This window comes from Undibacterium sp. TC4M20W, assembly GCF_049340245.1.
GTDB lineage: Bacteria > Pseudomonadota > Gammaproteobacteria > Burkholderiales > Burkholderiaceae_D > Undibacterium.
Map to the genome: position 1 here is coordinate 1 of NZ_JBMPPI010000040.1, position 14419 is coordinate 14419.

Annotated in this window: 17 protein-coding genes; 3 read left to right on the forward strand and 14 right to left on the reverse strand. The window is 50.5% G+C overall.

From position 1 onward, the window contains the following. Nucleotides 1–539: 539 nt before the first annotated feature. Complete coding sequence (locus ACO0LL_RS27755) at nucleotides 540–1166, forward strand: LysE family translocator (protein WP_422954057.1); 627 nt, start codon at nucleotides 540–542, stop codon at nucleotides 1164–1166. Nucleotides 1167–1268: 102 nt separating this feature from the next. Here ACO0LL_RS27755 and ACO0LL_RS27760 read toward each other — a convergent pair whose 3' ends face one another. The 10 genes from ACO0LL_RS27760 to ACO0LL_RS27805 all read right to left on the reverse strand — a co-directional run bounded on the left by ACO0LL_RS27760 (nucleotide 1269) and on the right by ACO0LL_RS27805 (nucleotide 9853). Then, nucleotides 1269–1760, reverse strand: coding sequence for a hypothetical protein (locus tag ACO0LL_RS27760; protein WP_422954058.1), 492 nt, complete (start codon nucleotides 1758–1760; stop codon nucleotides 1269–1271). Between the two features lie 99 nt (nucleotides 1761–1859). Further along, complete coding sequence (locus ACO0LL_RS27765) at nucleotides 1860–2186, reverse strand: hypothetical protein (protein ID WP_422954059.1); 327 nt, start codon at nucleotides 2184–2186, stop codon at nucleotides 1860–1862. A gap of 80 nt (nucleotides 2187–2266) precedes the next feature. After that, nucleotides 2267–2800, reverse strand: coding sequence for a tetratricopeptide repeat protein (locus ACO0LL_RS27770; protein WP_422954060.1), 534 nt, complete (start codon nucleotides 2798–2800; stop codon nucleotides 2267–2269). Nucleotides 2801–3047: 247 nt separating this feature from the next. Beyond that, entirely contained in the window at nucleotides 3048–3806 is a 759-nt protein-coding gene (locus tag ACO0LL_RS27775) for a hypothetical protein (RefSeq protein ID WP_422954061.1), read from the reverse strand. After that, nucleotides 3803–4612, reverse strand: coding sequence for a hypothetical protein (locus ACO0LL_RS27780; RefSeq protein ID WP_422954062.1), 810 nt, complete (start codon nucleotides 4610–4612; stop codon nucleotides 3803–3805). The genes ACO0LL_RS27775 and ACO0LL_RS27780 overlap by 4 nt, the downstream gene beginning before the upstream one ends. Further along, entirely contained in the window at nucleotides 4609–5505 is an 897-nt protein-coding gene (locus ACO0LL_RS27785) for an ATP-binding cassette domain-containing protein (RefSeq protein ID WP_422954063.1), read from the reverse strand. The genes ACO0LL_RS27780 and ACO0LL_RS27785 overlap by 4 nt, the downstream gene beginning before the upstream one ends. A gap of 283 nt (nucleotides 5506–5788) precedes the next feature. Beyond that, nucleotides 5789–6307 (reverse strand): hypothetical protein, encoded by a 519-nt coding sequence (locus ACO0LL_RS27790; RefSeq protein WP_422954064.1) that lies wholly within the window; start codon nucleotides 6305–6307, stop codon nucleotides 5789–5791. A 122-nt stretch (nucleotides 6308–6429) separates the two neighbouring features. Beyond that, nucleotides 6430–7278 carry a diaminopimelate epimerase gene (dapF, locus tag ACO0LL_RS27795; RefSeq protein WP_422954065.1) on the reverse strand — a complete coding sequence of 283 codons (849 nt, stop codon included), beginning with the start codon at nucleotides 7276–7278 and terminating at the stop codon, nucleotides 6430–6432. An 88-nt stretch (nucleotides 7279–7366) separates the two neighbouring features. Further along, nucleotides 7367–8683 carry an energy transducer TonB gene (locus ACO0LL_RS27800; RefSeq protein ID WP_422954066.1) on the reverse strand — a complete coding sequence of 439 codons (1317 nt, stop codon included), beginning with the start codon at nucleotides 8681–8683 and terminating at the stop codon, nucleotides 7367–7369. A 213-nt stretch (nucleotides 8684–8896) separates the two neighbouring features. After that, nucleotides 8897–9853, reverse strand: coding sequence for a quinone oxidoreductase family protein (locus ACO0LL_RS27805; RefSeq protein WP_422954067.1), 957 nt, complete (start codon nucleotides 9851–9853; stop codon nucleotides 8897–8899). A 100-nt stretch (nucleotides 9854–9953) separates the two neighbouring features. Here ACO0LL_RS27805 and ACO0LL_RS27810 point away from each other — a divergent pair, with 100 nt between their 5' ends. Continuing rightward, nucleotides 9954–10406: a MarR family winged helix-turn-helix transcriptional regulator gene (locus ACO0LL_RS27810; RefSeq protein WP_422954068.1), complete on the forward strand. Its 453-nt coding sequence runs from the start codon at nucleotides 9954–9956 to the stop codon at nucleotides 10404–10406. Nucleotides 10407–10835: 429 nt separating this feature from the next. On the opposite strand, the gene ACO0LL_RS27815 is transcribed toward ACO0LL_RS27810, so the two are convergent. Continuing rightward, on the reverse strand, nucleotides 10836–11225 hold the full coding sequence (locus tag ACO0LL_RS27815; RefSeq protein WP_422954069.1) for a hypothetical protein: 390 nt from the start codon (nucleotides 11223–11225) through the stop codon (nucleotides 10836–10838). A 73-nt stretch (nucleotides 11226–11298) separates the two neighbouring features. Further along, nucleotides 11299–11718 (reverse strand): hypothetical protein, encoded by a 420-nt coding sequence (locus ACO0LL_RS27820; RefSeq protein ID WP_422954070.1) that lies wholly within the window; start codon nucleotides 11716–11718, stop codon nucleotides 11299–11301. A 175-nt stretch (nucleotides 11719–11893) separates the two neighbouring features. Between ACO0LL_RS27820 and ACO0LL_RS27825 the strand changes: the two genes are divergently transcribed. Beyond that, nucleotides 11894–12433 (forward strand): hypothetical protein, encoded by a 540-nt coding sequence (locus ACO0LL_RS27825; RefSeq protein ID WP_422954071.1) that lies wholly within the window; start codon nucleotides 11894–11896, stop codon nucleotides 12431–12433. A gap of 79 nt (nucleotides 12434–12512) precedes the next feature. On the opposite strand, the gene ACO0LL_RS27830 is transcribed toward ACO0LL_RS27825, so the two are convergent. Continuing rightward, nucleotides 12513–13760 (reverse strand): amino acid--tRNA ligase-related protein, encoded by a 1248-nt coding sequence (locus ACO0LL_RS27830; RefSeq protein WP_422954072.1) that lies wholly within the window; start codon nucleotides 13758–13760, stop codon nucleotides 12513–12515. A gap of 114 nt (nucleotides 13761–13874) precedes the next feature. Continuing rightward, nucleotides 13875–14033, reverse strand: coding sequence for a hypothetical protein (locus ACO0LL_RS27835; RefSeq protein WP_422954073.1), 159 nt, complete (start codon nucleotides 14031–14033; stop codon nucleotides 13875–13877). Nucleotides 14034–14419: the final 386 nt, after the last annotated feature.

Below are 14419 nucleotides of genomic sequence, written 5' to 3' on the forward strand. Positions count from 1 at the left end.
TACCGTCGTCTAAAAATGCGTTATGAGAAACTAGCTATGACACACGAAGCATTTCTTTCGTTGGCTTGTTCTCTCATTTGCTGGAACTTTCTTAAACCTTTAATTTAATTTCGCAACAGCTTCTTAGTATCGGTGATCCCCTGTCTTTCCTGGGGATCAGGCGCATCACTGTCCCATTCAGTTTAATCAGCGCAAACCTGTTTTCTGGATCTGGCATACCGATGATGCAAGGCATGCCACCAGATGTTGAACTTGTGCCAGGAGGATGTCCGGCCTGCCAGTGCTCCTGCGAAGACGTACTGGTTTCGCAATTTTGCACTGGCAAGGTATCCAGCCTCAAAGTATCTGCATACACTTGGACAGGCGATATACACGCCAGCACAAGTGTGACAGACAATAAGATATTTCGCGTGTGGGGCATGGCAGCAATTCCTAGATATACTAAACGGAGAGCTCAATACCGGATTATGCATCAAACATCTAGCAAATATAGAGTCTGCGGTAAAATCTGGCATCCCCGCAACAGCCAAAGGACTCCCATGGAAAACTACGCCCCCCTGCTCGGCATCTGCGCCGCACTCACTGTCGGCGTTGTCAGCCCCGGCCCGAGTTTTGTGATGATAGCCCGCACCGCGATGGCATCTACCCGTGCCGAGGGCGTCAGTGCTGCGATAGGCATGGGCATGGGTGGTACGCTGTTTGCGCTGGCGGCCTTGCTGGGCTTGCAGGGGGTGTTGCTGGCTTTGCCTGTACTGTTTATCGCCCTGAAGGTATTGGGTGGGCTGTACCTGGCATACCTGGGCTTCAAAATCTGGCGTGGTGCGGCTGAGCCTTTGCAGATTGTTGCGACCGAACAATCAGGTGAACGCAATTTGCGTAAATCGCTGTTACTGGGTTTTACTACCCAGGTCAGCAATCCAAAAACATCGATCGTGTATGCCAGCGTGTTTGCCGCCTTCATGCCTGCCACGCAAAGCCTGGGCTTTGATGTTTTGCTGCTGGCTTGTGTCTTCATTATAGAAGCGAGCTGGTATGCGATAGTCGCCGTTGCCCTTTCCTCAGAAAAACCGCGCACGACTTATCTGCGCTACAAACAATGGCTGGACCGCGCTGCAGGTGGCGTCATGATGGCGCTGGGTATCAAGCTGGTGGCATCGGCGCGCTGATACCTGGCTCATCTGTTGCGCATAACAAAAGACGCTTCATCGCGAATGATGAAGCGTCTTTTTTTCAGACCTGATATTGCCTGCTGCTAAAAACCCTGCAACTTATTTTGTTGCTGGCGTTGCTGTCTTGCCTGTGCCTGCTGTTGCAACTTTAGCTGTGTCAGTTTTGACCTCGGCTTTTACTTCTGGCTTGACTTCAGTTTTCGCATCTGTCTTCACTTCAGTTTTTGCCTTGGCATGCTTTTCATGGGTAACATGCTTGGCGTGTTTCTCATGTTTCTCTGCTGTTTTTTCCACAGCTGCAGTTTTGACTTCTAGCGTTGCTGGTGTAGCTGCTGGTGTAACTGCCGGCGTAGTTGCAGGCGTAGTTACAGATGTAGCTGCTGCCGTGGTGTTTGTTGCCATTGCAGTCGTTACTGCCTTGCCAGCTGGTGTTGCTGTGCTTGTTGCGACTGTTGCTGGGGTAGCTGGAGTTGCAGCCGTCACTGCTGGTGTTGCTTTTGCTGGTGTAGCAGTTGTCGCTGCAGGTGTCTGTGCAAATGCGCTACCCATCAAAACTGTGGAAGCGATCAGGGCGGTAATAAGTTTGTTCATGGTGATAATCCTTAATATGTCTGTGAGCGGTTTGTTTTTTTACTTCATTCACCGGCAGCCCGTGCTGCCGGTAAGTGTTCAACAATTACTGATTAAAACTTATTTCGATGCTGCGCTGGCTGCGGCAGATGCACCTGCTGCTTTTGCTTCTTTCTTGGTGTGCTTGGTGTGTTTTGCAGCTTTTTCACCTGTATGCATTACTGGCTTGGCTTCAGGAGCAGATGCTGCTGGTGCTGCAGCAGAAGCACTGGATGATGCAGAAGCGGCTACTACCTTGGCTGCCGGTGAAGATTTCGCTACACTCGCTGCTGCTGCGGCTGTTGCTGGTTTGGATGCAGCAGTAGCAGATGCGGATGCTGGTGTCTGTGCAAAGGCGCTACCCATAACAACTGTGGAAGCGATGATGGCGGTGATCAGTTTTTTCATGATATTTCCCTCTTTATGTTTGGGTTGCTTGCTAAGTTTTGTACTTCGTTTTGCGTTTCGTTTTTCGTCTCGTAGTGTCGCTACGTAAGCCAAAAACGCCGGCCGGATACATTGCGTTGACGCAAAAAACCACAGGACATGAGGCTTAGTGTTGTTGTTCTAAACGGCAGGTAGCTTGTCAACCGATCACCAGGCTCATGCGTTACGCGCGTAGGAACAATAAAAAACGACGCCTGCAAACTGCATGGCGTCGTTTTTTTGTAGGGTGCGTCTTGACGCACCATCTCTTCAATGATCAGGAAAGCGTAGAAAAACGGTGCGTCAAGACGCACCCTACTGGCTGACTTGCGAAACCAGTTCAATGCTTCGGCATCGTTTTTTGTCACGCCCAAGCCTTGGGCATACATAGTGGCGAGATTGCTTTGCGCGACTGCATCCCCTTGCTCTGCAGCTTTCCTTACCCATTTCAATGCCTCGGCATAATTGGCTTTTCCGCCTATGCCTTTAAGATGCATTGTCGCAAAGATGTTCTGCGCATCAATGTCGCCTTGCTCTGCACGCTGATGCAAAATATTGTAAGCAGACTTGTCACCAGCACTTGCCCTGGCAATCAAGGCCCGTTTTTCAGCATCGCTTGTTTGCGCTAGTCCAGGTAGGGATGCCAGCCGGATAGCGCTACTATGCATACAACACACAAGGTTTTAGACACAGGAGCAATCTTCATATGGCAAAGCCTTTAAAAAATACCCGTTGTCAGGGAAATTAATTGCCATAAGTCACCCTGACTCTGGAGCACAGGCAAATGAATTGATGCTGCAGCAAGATTAAAACCTGCTGCAGCATCATTTCACTCAGCTCTACTCAGGATTTGTCGGGCACAAAACGCGCCAATTTAAAAAACTCGCGCCTGCCGGATATCTGCACATCTTCCCCCACATCCAGCAGGATTTGCTGTGGCAAGCGCTCTGGATGTATATCCAGGTTACCAAAAGGCATCTGCACTTCAAGCTTTGTGACCCGCATGTCTTTGTTCAAAGAATAAGTCATCGAACAGCATTCTTTTGTCGGTGGTGGCACACAGCGAGACACCAGCCTAAGCTGGCTTACCTGCAAATCTCCGATGTCGGTACGAGAGCCGCAATCTCGCATGGACAATTCCAGCGCAGTCTCAGGTGCAGGGAAGCTGCCCGAGATTTCTGCGCCAGAATCACCTGCAAATTCCAGCTTTCTGACGCTCACTGGCAAGTGGATTTCTATTTCCTCAGATCGATGGTACCTCAAATCTGACTTACTTGAACTTAGTCTGATATGAAAAGCATCACTGGCCGCCTGCATGCTGACAGCAATCTGCAAATTGGGATTATTGACTTTTACCTGCGTCAAGCCAGGCTCAAAGATGAGTTTGAGCTTACCCACATCCCGGCGACTATCAACCTGAGTATCCAGCACCACCTTGGTATGGTTGCCCAGATCAGCATATTGTTCCCTGACATGGATGATCTCAGCTTCAGCCAACCGCTCTTTGCTCAGGTGGTCAAGCATATAATTGCCTGCGAGGTACCAGACAAAGGCGAGAGCAAATAACCAGGCACCTGCTTTAGAAAAATGACGTGACATCATGCGACCTCCCTTTCCCGGATATGGAAATAGAGTGCACCCCATAACAACACGGGCACGCCCAGCCACAGACCAAAGGAGAGTACATATTCCACCGGCCTGTGAACGTAAGCTTCGGTGTAGCGCCAGTTCCTCATGAATATACCCGCTTGCGGCACAATACCTGTCAGCAGGGTCAGTGTGCCCAAAAAGAACGTGACCAGTGCCGTACGCAGCACGGGAGAGCGTCTGAAATAAACCGCCCCACCAGCAACAAGTGCCTGCGAAAAAGAGAGTAGCAAAAACGAATAGGTATGGAACAAAAAGGAGTGGTCATCCCCCGTTGTACTGCCGCTTGTCAGGAAAGGGAAGAAAAAACGAAAATCGCGGTCACAATGCTCACAGACTGGCATGTTGGCCACGACAGCCTTGGCCAATTGCACAGCAGGATAATGCAATATGACGTACAGCAAACTGTAAGCCAGCGGATAAAGAAGACCGATGACCAGAAACGCCATGAGCCATTTTTCAAATACCGAAGCCGGGCGCATCAGGCCGATCAGACAAGCGCCGGGGTTTTGCAGGTATTTGAAATACCGCCATGTAAAGATCGGGGCAGAGCACCACAGGCCGGTAAAATACCAGAATGACTGCGCATTATATGTAAACTGATCATTTCGGTGCTCGACATCAAGAGCAACCATCACGACCATGATCACCAAATCCAGTATCGCCAGCACCCCCGCAAACCACGCATATTCGCGCCAGCTCTCGGCCCAGTGTGCGCGCAGCAGGCGGCCAAAACGTTGTATGTCAAAAAAATCTGTCATTGCAAATCCTTGGCAGCTTGTAACTGAGGTTGAGACTGAAGCTGGGATTGAGGTTGCCGATAATTCGCCACCGCATCCAGCACACCCTGTTTATTGATGCTCAGCGCCTTGTACAATAATTCGAGATTAACAGCGCCCGGTTCACCCGTGGTATTGCGCGCTATATACGCCCATTGCTGGCCATAAGCTTCCTGGTAAATGCTGCCGGCGGTATCTGCCTGGTCGTCTGCGACGCCGAGTTGCAGCGCATGTTGCAGTGTCTGCATGCTGGCCGACAGGGCGAGTTTGCCGCCATCGACGAACAGCACATGGTGCATCAGGCTCTCAAGATCATGTGCCTGATGGGTGCTGATGATCACGGTACGGTTCGCATGTTCATTGCCACCAAGGATAGTCTTGAATTGTGAGCGTCCGACAATGTCGAGGCCATTGGTGGGCTCATCCATCAGCAACAGGGGCGTGTGGGTTGCCAGGGCAAAGGCAATCACTGCCTTCTTCTTTTGCCCCAGGCTCATCGCGGCAAAGCCCTTGTCGCGCGGGATTTCAAAGATGTCGGCATACTGCGCAAAATCACTGCCTGAAAAACGCGGATAAAACGGTGCATGCGTCTTTTGCAGCACGGCCATGCTGATATCGGGCAGATGAAATTCTTCCGGCACGACATATACCTGCTCCAGAAAAGTCGGCAAGCGCGCTGCTGGCTTGTAGCCCAGCACCTCCACCTGCCCACCATGCGGGAACAGCAAACCTGACAAAATCTTCAGCAGCGTCGATTTGCCACTGCCATTGCGGCCAAACAGGCCATACACGCCGGGCTTGTCCAGCGTCAGCGAAAACTCGTCATAGACGCGCTTCTTGCCATACTCAAATTGTAGTTGCGAGACTTTGATCATCAATTTCCTTAAAGTGCTTTTTATATGTCATGTTGCGTCATGGTGCATGTTGTGCATGAAGCTGGCCGCGAAAACAATGGGATGAATATAAGCATCCATGCCGGCAACAGTTTGCGTATCAAAGGCAGAAGTGTATTACTATTTTGAAAACAGTGGGAGATTTTGGTCGCAGTTGCGATCATCGAAGTTGACAAGCGCGAGACCAATGAAAGCGCCATCCCCAATGAAAACATTGATCTGAACGTGTGATGATCTCAAATGGTGTTGTGGGATGTATGCTGAATCAGGGATTTTCTATCATCTCAAGCCATGCAATATCTGCGCCACAGCGCTGCATCCTTACGTGAAGACCATCTCTCAAGATTCCGCCATTGCCTGCGGCCTGGTGAAAACCGGGTGAGGAATCAAAAGCTGAGTAAGCCAGGTGGGCATTGCCAACGTCAAAACTTTCATTTCCCTTGCCTTTCGCATGCAGGCCTGGATGAAAATTTCTTATCGTGCCATCAATCAATTCACAGCTTCTACTCTCGTAGGCCGAACGCAATGACGCGTATTCGTAATATGTTTTTGCAATGATCAGCACACTGAGTAGTGCACCTGCACCCATGACCTTGAACGGGAAAGCAGGTCCAGACTCTGCTCCCCGGCGGCGCCAATTCATACGAGGATAACCAAGGCGCTTTCGCCATGCATCGACAAAGAGCATCAAACACGCAATCACAACAAGGACGAACCCGGCGTTGAAAAACAGCGTCACATCATAGCTAGTCTTTGTTATATCGAAAAGGACAGTTGAGCGCATGTTCTTGAGTCTTGCAAAAATTCGTGATCTAACAATACGATAGGTCAGGCTACCACGGAGCGCAAGAGGAAATTACTATACAGTACGGTACGAGGTGGGCGTCATTTGCTGCGGCGAGTAAATCAGGCTGACTCCCGCGTTACAAGCACGCCACGGCATACCACAAGCACAGGCCCGGTCATCGTGACTTCAAATTCAGGCGAAATGGCAATCGTGATGTCGCCACCCCGCATGCGCACCGTCAGGTTAGCATCAACCAGCCCCAGCCTGTGCGCCACGGCGGCAGCGGCGCAACTGCTGCTGCCGGATGCATGGGTGTAGCCTGCGCCACGTTCCCAGATTTCCAGTTGTATGTTCTGGCGATCGAGCACGCGCAAAAATTGCACATTACTGCGGTTCGGGAAGAGTAGATGATGTTCCAGCAAAGGGCCCAGTTCTCTCGCAAGGGCTTCAGTAGGCTCTGTTCCCAGCGTATCCGTCAGCACCACACAATGCGGATTGCCTATGGTCGCGCAAGATACCTGTACGCTGCGTTGACCAACAGCGATTTCTTCCAGCAAAACTTCCCGCGCAGGCCCCAGCACCGGTATCTGCACAGCATCAAAACTGACCTGCCCCATCGACACTTCCACTAACTGCTGCTCAGGAAAAACCCTGGCCCGCACGATGCCGCCCCTGGTCTTGACAGTGAACACCTGCGTGTTAACCAACCCCTGGTCGTACAGATACTGGCAAAATATACGCAGGCCATTGCCACTCTTCTCAGCTTCGCTGCCATCTGGATTGATGATGCGTAAACCAAAGTCGGCATCATCAGGACAAGTAGGGCCAAACAACACGCCGTCACTGCCTATGCCGGTACGAAAATCGCACAGACGCTTGATCTCCTCCGTGCCAATTTCTATGGCAGAGGCATCCACAACCAGATAGGCATTGCCGAGCGCCTGGTATTTTGTGAAATTGATTTCCATGCTGGTATCCACCATCTGCATCAATTGTATATTCAGGATATGTGCAAGCTGTTCAATACTTGCTTATTCCTTAGAAAAATGCAGCGCGCTACTGCGACTGACTGATTTTTTCTTTATCGGCAGCCTGCTTACGGATAAAACGCATGCTCGCCTTGTTGCCTCTCACTTCACCATCAATCACCGTTGGTTTGAACCTGCATTGTAGGAGTACGTCGAGCAGTTCACCATACAGATTTCCATTTCCTTTGAAGTTTCCGCTGTGCATGCCGTGAGGCTCTCCATCAATATTGATCTTGAAGCTGATATCGTTGTCTTGCGGTTTGCCAGTGGCGAGTGTCACTTCAAAACCGTCTGATTTACAACTGGCGTCGATCAACTCTGGTTTTGGATAGGGCTTGCCGCCAGGATTGGTCTTCCATTCATATTCATAATACGCCCATCCCACGGTAGGGCGGCCTTCATATGTTGGCACAGTAAATTTGCATTGGGCTATGGTCTCGAGTGCAAGATCATCCAGGCGCTTCCAGTCACTGCTTCTGGAAGCATATTTACCAACCACCTCGCCATCTTCTGCGATCAGGAAATTCAAGCTCATCGAACCATCCATTTCGTATCGGGTAGTTTCAGGCGGAAACGGCGGATTCTTGCAACTCTCTTTGACCAGGGTCGGGCCTTTGTATTTTGGGTCGAGCGCTACTTTCCATATGACAGCCGGGGGATTTAACAGCTCTTGCTTATCAGCTTCCACCTGCTTTGCCAGGTCACCACGCTTCGTCTCTTGATAAACCTTGATCAGATCAAGCGTCGCGTTTTTTTTGTAAGTATTATCCACGGCAGACCCTCGTTTTTCCTTGTTAAGAAAAACGGCCAGTCTCAAATAACTCTCGGCTTTATTCCACTCTTTCTGGCGCATGTATATGCTACCAAGGAAGGCAAACTCTTCATCCAGCCTGGTCCCTATTTTTTCACTGCTGACTTTTCCAAATCCCTCGATAGCTTGAAGAGACAGCTTTTCTGCTTCTGGAAGCTGCCCCTGTAGTATGAGCAATTGAGCATATTTGCTCAAGAAATCAGAATACGAATAACCTGCCATTTGCGGTTTTTTCTCTTTAAAAGCAAGTATCTGTGTACAAACTTTTTGAGCTTCATCAAGCTGCCCGGATTTGATATACAGATCCATTTTTTGGGTAAGGACTCTTAACAGCAATAGAGGTGTTTTGTCCTGCACTTTTTCAGCAATGACGAGTGCCTGCTGATTCAATGACCAGCTGTTGTCAGATTTCCTCGCATTGCGAGCCCACTTCCCTGCCGTCGAGAGCAGTTCATTAACGTTATCTATCGTATTTGCACTAGCAGCGTTTGATAATAAGACGAGTGTGGATGCAAAGAGAAAATTCTTGATCATGGAAAGAGGCGTTTTTAAAAAATAGAGATAGGAAGGCAGTAATATATCTCAAATCACCAGGCATAAAGACGCAAATTTGTGAGAAATGGGAGCTGCAAAATAAGTCACGCGATTGAAAATTGCTTTTCAATCGCAATGACAGCATGTGCACCATTGAGATAGTGAAATTTTGAGTAAGTACAAAAAAATAAAACTCAATTCTTTAAAAAGTCATCACGCCATCGTAAACACCAGCCTCGGCATGTTGGCATCTTTGGCCCAGTTTTCTGCCACCGCAGACAAGGGTGTCGTCTCTACCGCAATGTCGAACCCGCCTGGCACGGCAGCATGCAATACTTCGCCTATCGATTTGAACAGGCGCTGGGGTGGGATGCTGCCTATGCCGCTGCCCATGAGCACGATGGAGGATGAACGCAATACCGCACTTGGCAAATTGATGTCTTCGCCACTGACTGAGCCGACCTGCACAAAGCGCACGGGCACGGCTTCTTTGCCTGCCTTGGCAGCGGCGATGAGCAGCAATTCTGCGCTCTGCCCCCACAGGTAATCGACGACCACATCAATACCTTGTGCAAATTGCTGTTTGAAGACTTCTTCCATGGCTTGCTTGTCATCATCCAGAGGAATCACCACGTCTGCACCTATGGTTTGCAGTGTTTGCAGCGCCTGTTTGTTACGGCCCGTGGCAATCACCTTCTTTGCGCCCAGGTACTTTGCAATCTGCACTGCCAGGCGGCCTGCTGAGCCAGTTGCGCCATTGATCAACACGGTTTCACCCGCCACCAGCTTTGCTCTCTCCTGCATGGCGGCCCAGGCCGACATGCCAGGGTTGGCAAGGGCTGCCGCCTTGATATCATCAAGCGCATCTGGCAAGGCGATGCATTGCGCAACCCTGACTACGGTCTTTTCTGCCATGCTGCCAAACGGCGCTTGCGGCAGGGCAAAATAGACGCGGCTGCCGTCTTCCAGACGCCCTACGCCATCAATACCCACCACAAATGGCAGGCTGCCTGCGGAACTATAATGCCTGCCCGAGGCCCGGCTTTTGACCACAGGGCTGAGCGCTGCTGCCACCACCCTGATCATCACCTCGCCATCGCCTGCGGCTGGCTCCTTGAAATCACCATAGACGGGTGGCTTGCCTGCTTCTACTATAATTGCTGCTTTCATATCTGCTATCCTTTGCTGAAATTATTCAGGCTTGCTCAAATTGGACGCACTGAATATCCGTGCATTATACACACATATTGAAATACGCAAGGACTACCACATGAAGAAAGAAATTGGCGAACTGCGCGGTGCCCTGATGGATATCACCGGCGTGCTGAACCGCCCGCAGCCAGATGCCGCCCTCATTGCGGCAGCGGGCATTGATCTTGACCGCGCCCTCTTCCCCTTGCTGGTACGCATAGAACGCCTGGGGCCCATAGGCATAGTCGAGCTGGCAGAACTGGTGGGGCGCGACCACAGCACCGTCAGCCGCCAGATCGCCAAGCTCGATAGCCTGGGCCTGGTCAGCCGCTGCCCCAGCCCGCAAGATGGCCGCGTCAAGGCCGCCATCATCACCGAACAGGGTCGCGTCATGACGGATGCGCTCGACAGTGCGCGACAAAAGATCATAGAAAAAATGCTGAGTGACTGGAAAAAAGAAGACGTGCGCGAACTGGCCCGCTTGCTGCGGCATTTTGCGGATGATGCGCTGGCCTGGGTGGGGGCTTTGTGAAGTTGCGATGGCGTTGATGATGCTTGTGGGTGAATGCAAGTGTCATTGCCGCTACATCTGATTAACCAGTAGGGTGCGCCATGCGCACCGTTTGTACTTTGAAATTGCCAGATTAAAAAAAACGGTGCGCACGGCGCACCCTACTGCGGAACGATACGGCAACAACAGCGATATACCAATGCGACGAACGCCGCTGGCGCGCCAGCCCGGTGGATTCCAGCCTGCGCTGGAATGACGACTTTAAGATTGCGGCTGAATTAAACAAGGGCGATGAGAAAGCTGAAACTGCTTGAAATCACAAAAATTTGAATACTCACTTGACCGTATTAACGTCATCCCAGCGCAGGCTGGGATCCATCTGCGCTAAATCCATACTCCTGAAATGGCCAGCGATTTTGCAGATCGAGTATTCACCACTTCACTCAACAATCAATCCGCCTGAAAATAGGCATTTTTTGATTTAACTTTGCCATTTTCTGTTAAATCAATCTGGCAATAGGCATTGCTGAACATCAATGCCGGGAACAAGAAAGTATGACCGTCGTTGTCAAATCCCTCATCAGGAAATCCATAATGCCGGGCAGACACTTTATGTCCAGGCTTTCTTTCAAATCCTGTCTGTTTTTCAAATTGCCTGATGATAGGTATGATATCTGCGCCAAGCGCAATCTTGTCGCAAAACACATTCGCATCCCGCTCAGCAGACCAGATGGAATAAGCTACTAGCATGAACAAGATAACCGGCAGAGAAATAATGAACAGTACTATCTTGAGATAAATATAGAAAATTTTCTTGCCTGGATTTTCTTGAACACTCATAGATAAAAAATGTAAGGATTACTGATAAACCTAAGCTATTCACGCATCGGCATCCACAGTATGAACAGGGTAACTAAGGCAATTCAAGCAAAGGAAAACGCACATCAAATAACAACTCCCTTTTATAGCGCCCATTCCAATAACACTGCGATGCAACCACGAGCGTGCCTTTTATTTCGTTCGTCACTTGCGCAAGCTCTGGTGGGACAACGAATTTGGTGATCGTGAATATCAATGTAACGCCGTCACCATTTCGTTGCAAGGCATCATAGGCTTCAAAGGCCACGGCTATGCCTTGCCAGAGTAAATTATAGTAGGTAGGGCACTCTCCCCTGCCTGGTGCAAGATCGCCATGGCCGCCAAGGTCGAGGAAAATGATATCGCGCTCATCATCTACAACATAGCAGGATTGGAAGGCATACACAGGGCCGTAAACCCGCTTTGCATAGTCCCGCAACTCATTGTTACCCATGATGTTGAATTTGAATGTCATCGTCTGCAACTCATATAATTCTGGTCTGCCTTTTCACTCAACGTCTTTGCATCATATTGCCGCACAAACGCTGATCCTTGACGCCACTTTAGCATCAAGATAATATCGCGCAAAATTTTATCCTGCTGCAGGATAGATAAAAAATCCAGTACCCTACCCACATCAAGGCCAGCCAGTGACATCCCTATCTCCATACGCAAGACCCCTCGCCTGGGCATGTTGCCTGATCAGCTCGCTGCTGGTGAGCTTGGTCAACGCCATCATCTGGCGTGGCACTGGCCTGAATCTTTTTTCATTTTCTTATCTGGTGTTCCTGCCCATAGGTGCGATCCTCATGGGGTTTTGTGCCCTGAGCGGGTTTTATCTGATCGCAAACCATTTCAAGTTTCCAGCCAGCCGCATTGACTTTGCCTTTTTGTTGCTGGTTGCCGTGGCTTTCGTCTTGCAGATTTTCTTGGGTATTTACCTGTCGTTCTACTTCATGGGCAAGGTCGCACATCCATCACCAGCTTCATTCATGGAATTTATTTCGCTCTACGTGACCAGGGTCAAGCACGCCATGCGCCTCAATAGCCATACCCAAGACGCCGTCGCCGCCGGTGAAGCGGGATGGTATCTGTTGATGATACAGCTTATGGCACTATGTGCAGTTGCGCGCACCATTTATGGCGCGACCAACAGAAGCGGCAATGCGCAGTGGGAAACGAAGTTTTAAACCAGGATGCAGGTGCGTTACTCTGCACCTCCCATCTGCGTTTCTTTAAGCGCCTTGAAAATCAACGAACGATTCATGCTCAAGGCGACAGCCGTCCTGGCCCTCTATGGATAAACGTCGCCTCTTTAATCCCCGGCAAGCCCAGGAATAGCGCGGTCAAACGTGCCAGGCCCAGGCCAAAGCCGCCGTGTGGCGGTGCTGCCAGTTTGAATGATTCCAGATAAAACTCCAGGCCCTTGCCTGTCAGCCCTTTCTCGGCGAGTTGCGCCATCAGGACATCGTATCTGTGTTCGCGTATCGCACCCGTGGTAATTTCTACGCCGCGATACAGCAACTCAAAACTCCGTGTCAGGCTCTCGCCTTCGCGCATATGGTAGAACGGTCTTTGCTTCCACGGTACACGGGTCAGTGCCACCAGCTCATGGCCCTGCTCTTGCATCATCGCGCCGAGTTTTCGTTCTTCCTCGGCACTTAATGATTCGTCGCCGGATACGCCGAGCAAGGCCTGCGCTTGGGCAAATTCGAGGATATGGCAGGCGGCTGGCACCGTCGCTTTGGAGTAATGCGAGGCCAGCTCAGGGCCCATCCTGGTGATCACCTGCTGCAAGGCGGCAATGATCATTGCACACTCAAGTTGTATGATCTCGACTTCGCTTTTAACACCCTCGAGTTCCACGTCGAAGGAGATAAACTCGGTCGCGTGGCGCGAAGAAAAACTCGGCTCTGCCCTGAATACCGGGCCGACTTCATAAATCTTGCCCAGGCCTGCCATGATGGCAATTTGCTTGTAGATCTGCGGTGACTGGGCCAGATAAGCGCGTTCACCAAAGTACTTGACCTCAAACACCTCTGAACCAGATTCAGACGGCGCACCCATGAGCTTGGGAGAATGTATGCCAATGAAACCCTGGCTCCTCAGATAGCTGGTCATTTCCATTTCGATTTCACTTTGCACTATTAGCGCCAAGGCCTCTTTGCGTTCGCGAAAGCGTGCAACCGGCCATGCCAGCCTGGTGCCAATTTCACTCCCTGCGGATATCGGCCACTGTATCGTTGGTGACAGCAGCTCAATCGACTCTGCCTGTATCTCAAAGCCGCCAGGTGCCTGCGCCGATGCAACGACTATGCCTTCAACTGCCGCATACGCGTGCTGCATCAAGGCCTTCGCCTGTTCACGCGCCGCGCCCGATGACACGACTTGCACCTTGCTCGCACCAGACTGCAAAATGACGAATGCCATTTTGCTCTGTATGCGGGTGGTCGCCACAAAGCCTTCTACTCTTACTTTTTTACCTGCCTGTAATGCGATTTCCTCGAATGTAAACATGTCCTGCTCCTTGATTGCGGGTTGATAAAAATGCCGCCTTCGGATTCCGGAAATGAAAAAAGCCCGGAATCTCCGGGCTTTTTTGAATCGTGGTTTTCGCTATTTGATCAAATACTAATCAGATACAGCGAAACGACCCCAGCCCGAGTTCGAGTTGGAGTCATTATTATTAATGCGGGCAACAAGCGACAAAACCTCGCAGCCACAGGCGAAGCTACGCAGGGAGCGTGGCTCCGGCGTACTTGCTATTTGTGGATACGAAGTAGTTTGCATGATTGTTGTCAAAAATTATTTGTAGTCTGAATCAGACTGAACACTAAGGCTATATCAAGACTATCACGCTTGTCAAGCGCACCGACGGTGGTACTAAAAGCAAGTAGGGTGCGTCTTGACGCACGTTGTTGCGTTGAACCATTCTGATTATTGACGATGTGGTGCGTGAAGACGCACCCTACTCACTGGCAAGGCTCGCACGTCATACTGTTTCAAGCTTGTGATGCAGTGCGCATTTTCTGTAGGAGCGGCTTCAGCCGCGAACCGCTTTACCGTATCGACCATTCGCGGCTAAAGCCGCTCCTACAACCAGCCCGTAGGGTGCGTCTTGACGCACCGTTTTTGCGTTGAACCGTTCTGACTATTGACGATGTGGTGCGTCAAGA

Coding starts and splice junctions, on each gene's coding strand:
- ACO0LL_RS27780 (WP_422954062.1), bottom strand. CDS start 4,612: ATGACAGATTTTTTTGACATACAACGTTTTGGCCGCCTGCTGCGCGCA.
- ACO0LL_RS27820 (WP_422954070.1), bottom strand. CDS start 11,718: ATGACATTCAAATTCAACATCATGGGTAACAATGAGTTGCGGGACTAT.
- ACO0LL_RS27790 (WP_422954064.1), bottom strand. CDS start 6,307: ATGCGCTCAACTGTCCTTTTCGATATAACAAAGACTAGCTATGATGTG.
- ACO0LL_RS27765 (WP_422954059.1), bottom strand. CDS start 2,186: ATGAAAAAACTGATCACCGCCATCATCGCTTCCACAGTTGTTATGGGT.
- ACO0LL_RS27830 (WP_422954072.1), bottom strand. CDS start 13,760: ATGTTTACATTCGAGGAAATCGCATTACAGGCAGGTAAAAAAGTAAGA.
- ACO0LL_RS27810 (WP_422954068.1), top strand. CDS start 9,954: ATGAAGAAAGAAATTGGCGAACTGCGCGGTGCCCTGATGGATATCACC.
- ACO0LL_RS27835 (WP_422954073.1), bottom strand. CDS start 14,033: ATGCAAACTACTTCGTATCCACAAATAGCAAGTACGCCGGAGCCACGC.
- ACO0LL_RS27815 (WP_422954069.1), bottom strand. CDS start 11,225: ATGAGTGTTCAAGAAAATCCAGGCAAGAAAATTTTCTATATTTATCTC.
- ACO0LL_RS27775 (WP_422954061.1), bottom strand. CDS start 3,806: ATGATGTCACGTCATTTTTCTAAAGCAGGTGCCTGGTTATTTGCTCTC.
- ACO0LL_RS27785 (WP_422954063.1), bottom strand. CDS start 5,505: ATGATCAAAGTCTCGCAACTACAATTTGAGTATGGCAAGAAGCGCGTC.
- ACO0LL_RS27800 (WP_422954066.1), bottom strand. CDS start 8,683: ATGATCAAGAATTTTCTCTTTGCATCCACACTCGTCTTATTATCAAAC.
- ACO0LL_RS27805 (WP_422954067.1), bottom strand. CDS start 9,853: ATGAAAGCAGCAATTATAGTAGAAGCAGGCAAGCCACCCGTCTATGGT.
- ACO0LL_RS27755 (WP_422954057.1), top strand. CDS start 540: ATGGAAAACTACGCCCCCCTGCTCGGCATCTGCGCCGCACTCACTGTC.
- ACO0LL_RS27760 (WP_422954058.1), bottom strand. CDS start 1,760: ATGAACAAACTTATTACCGCCCTGATCGCTTCCACAGTTTTGATGGGT.
- dapF (WP_422954065.1), bottom strand. CDS start 7,278: ATGGAAATCAATTTCACAAAATACCAGGCGCTCGGCAATGCCTATCTG.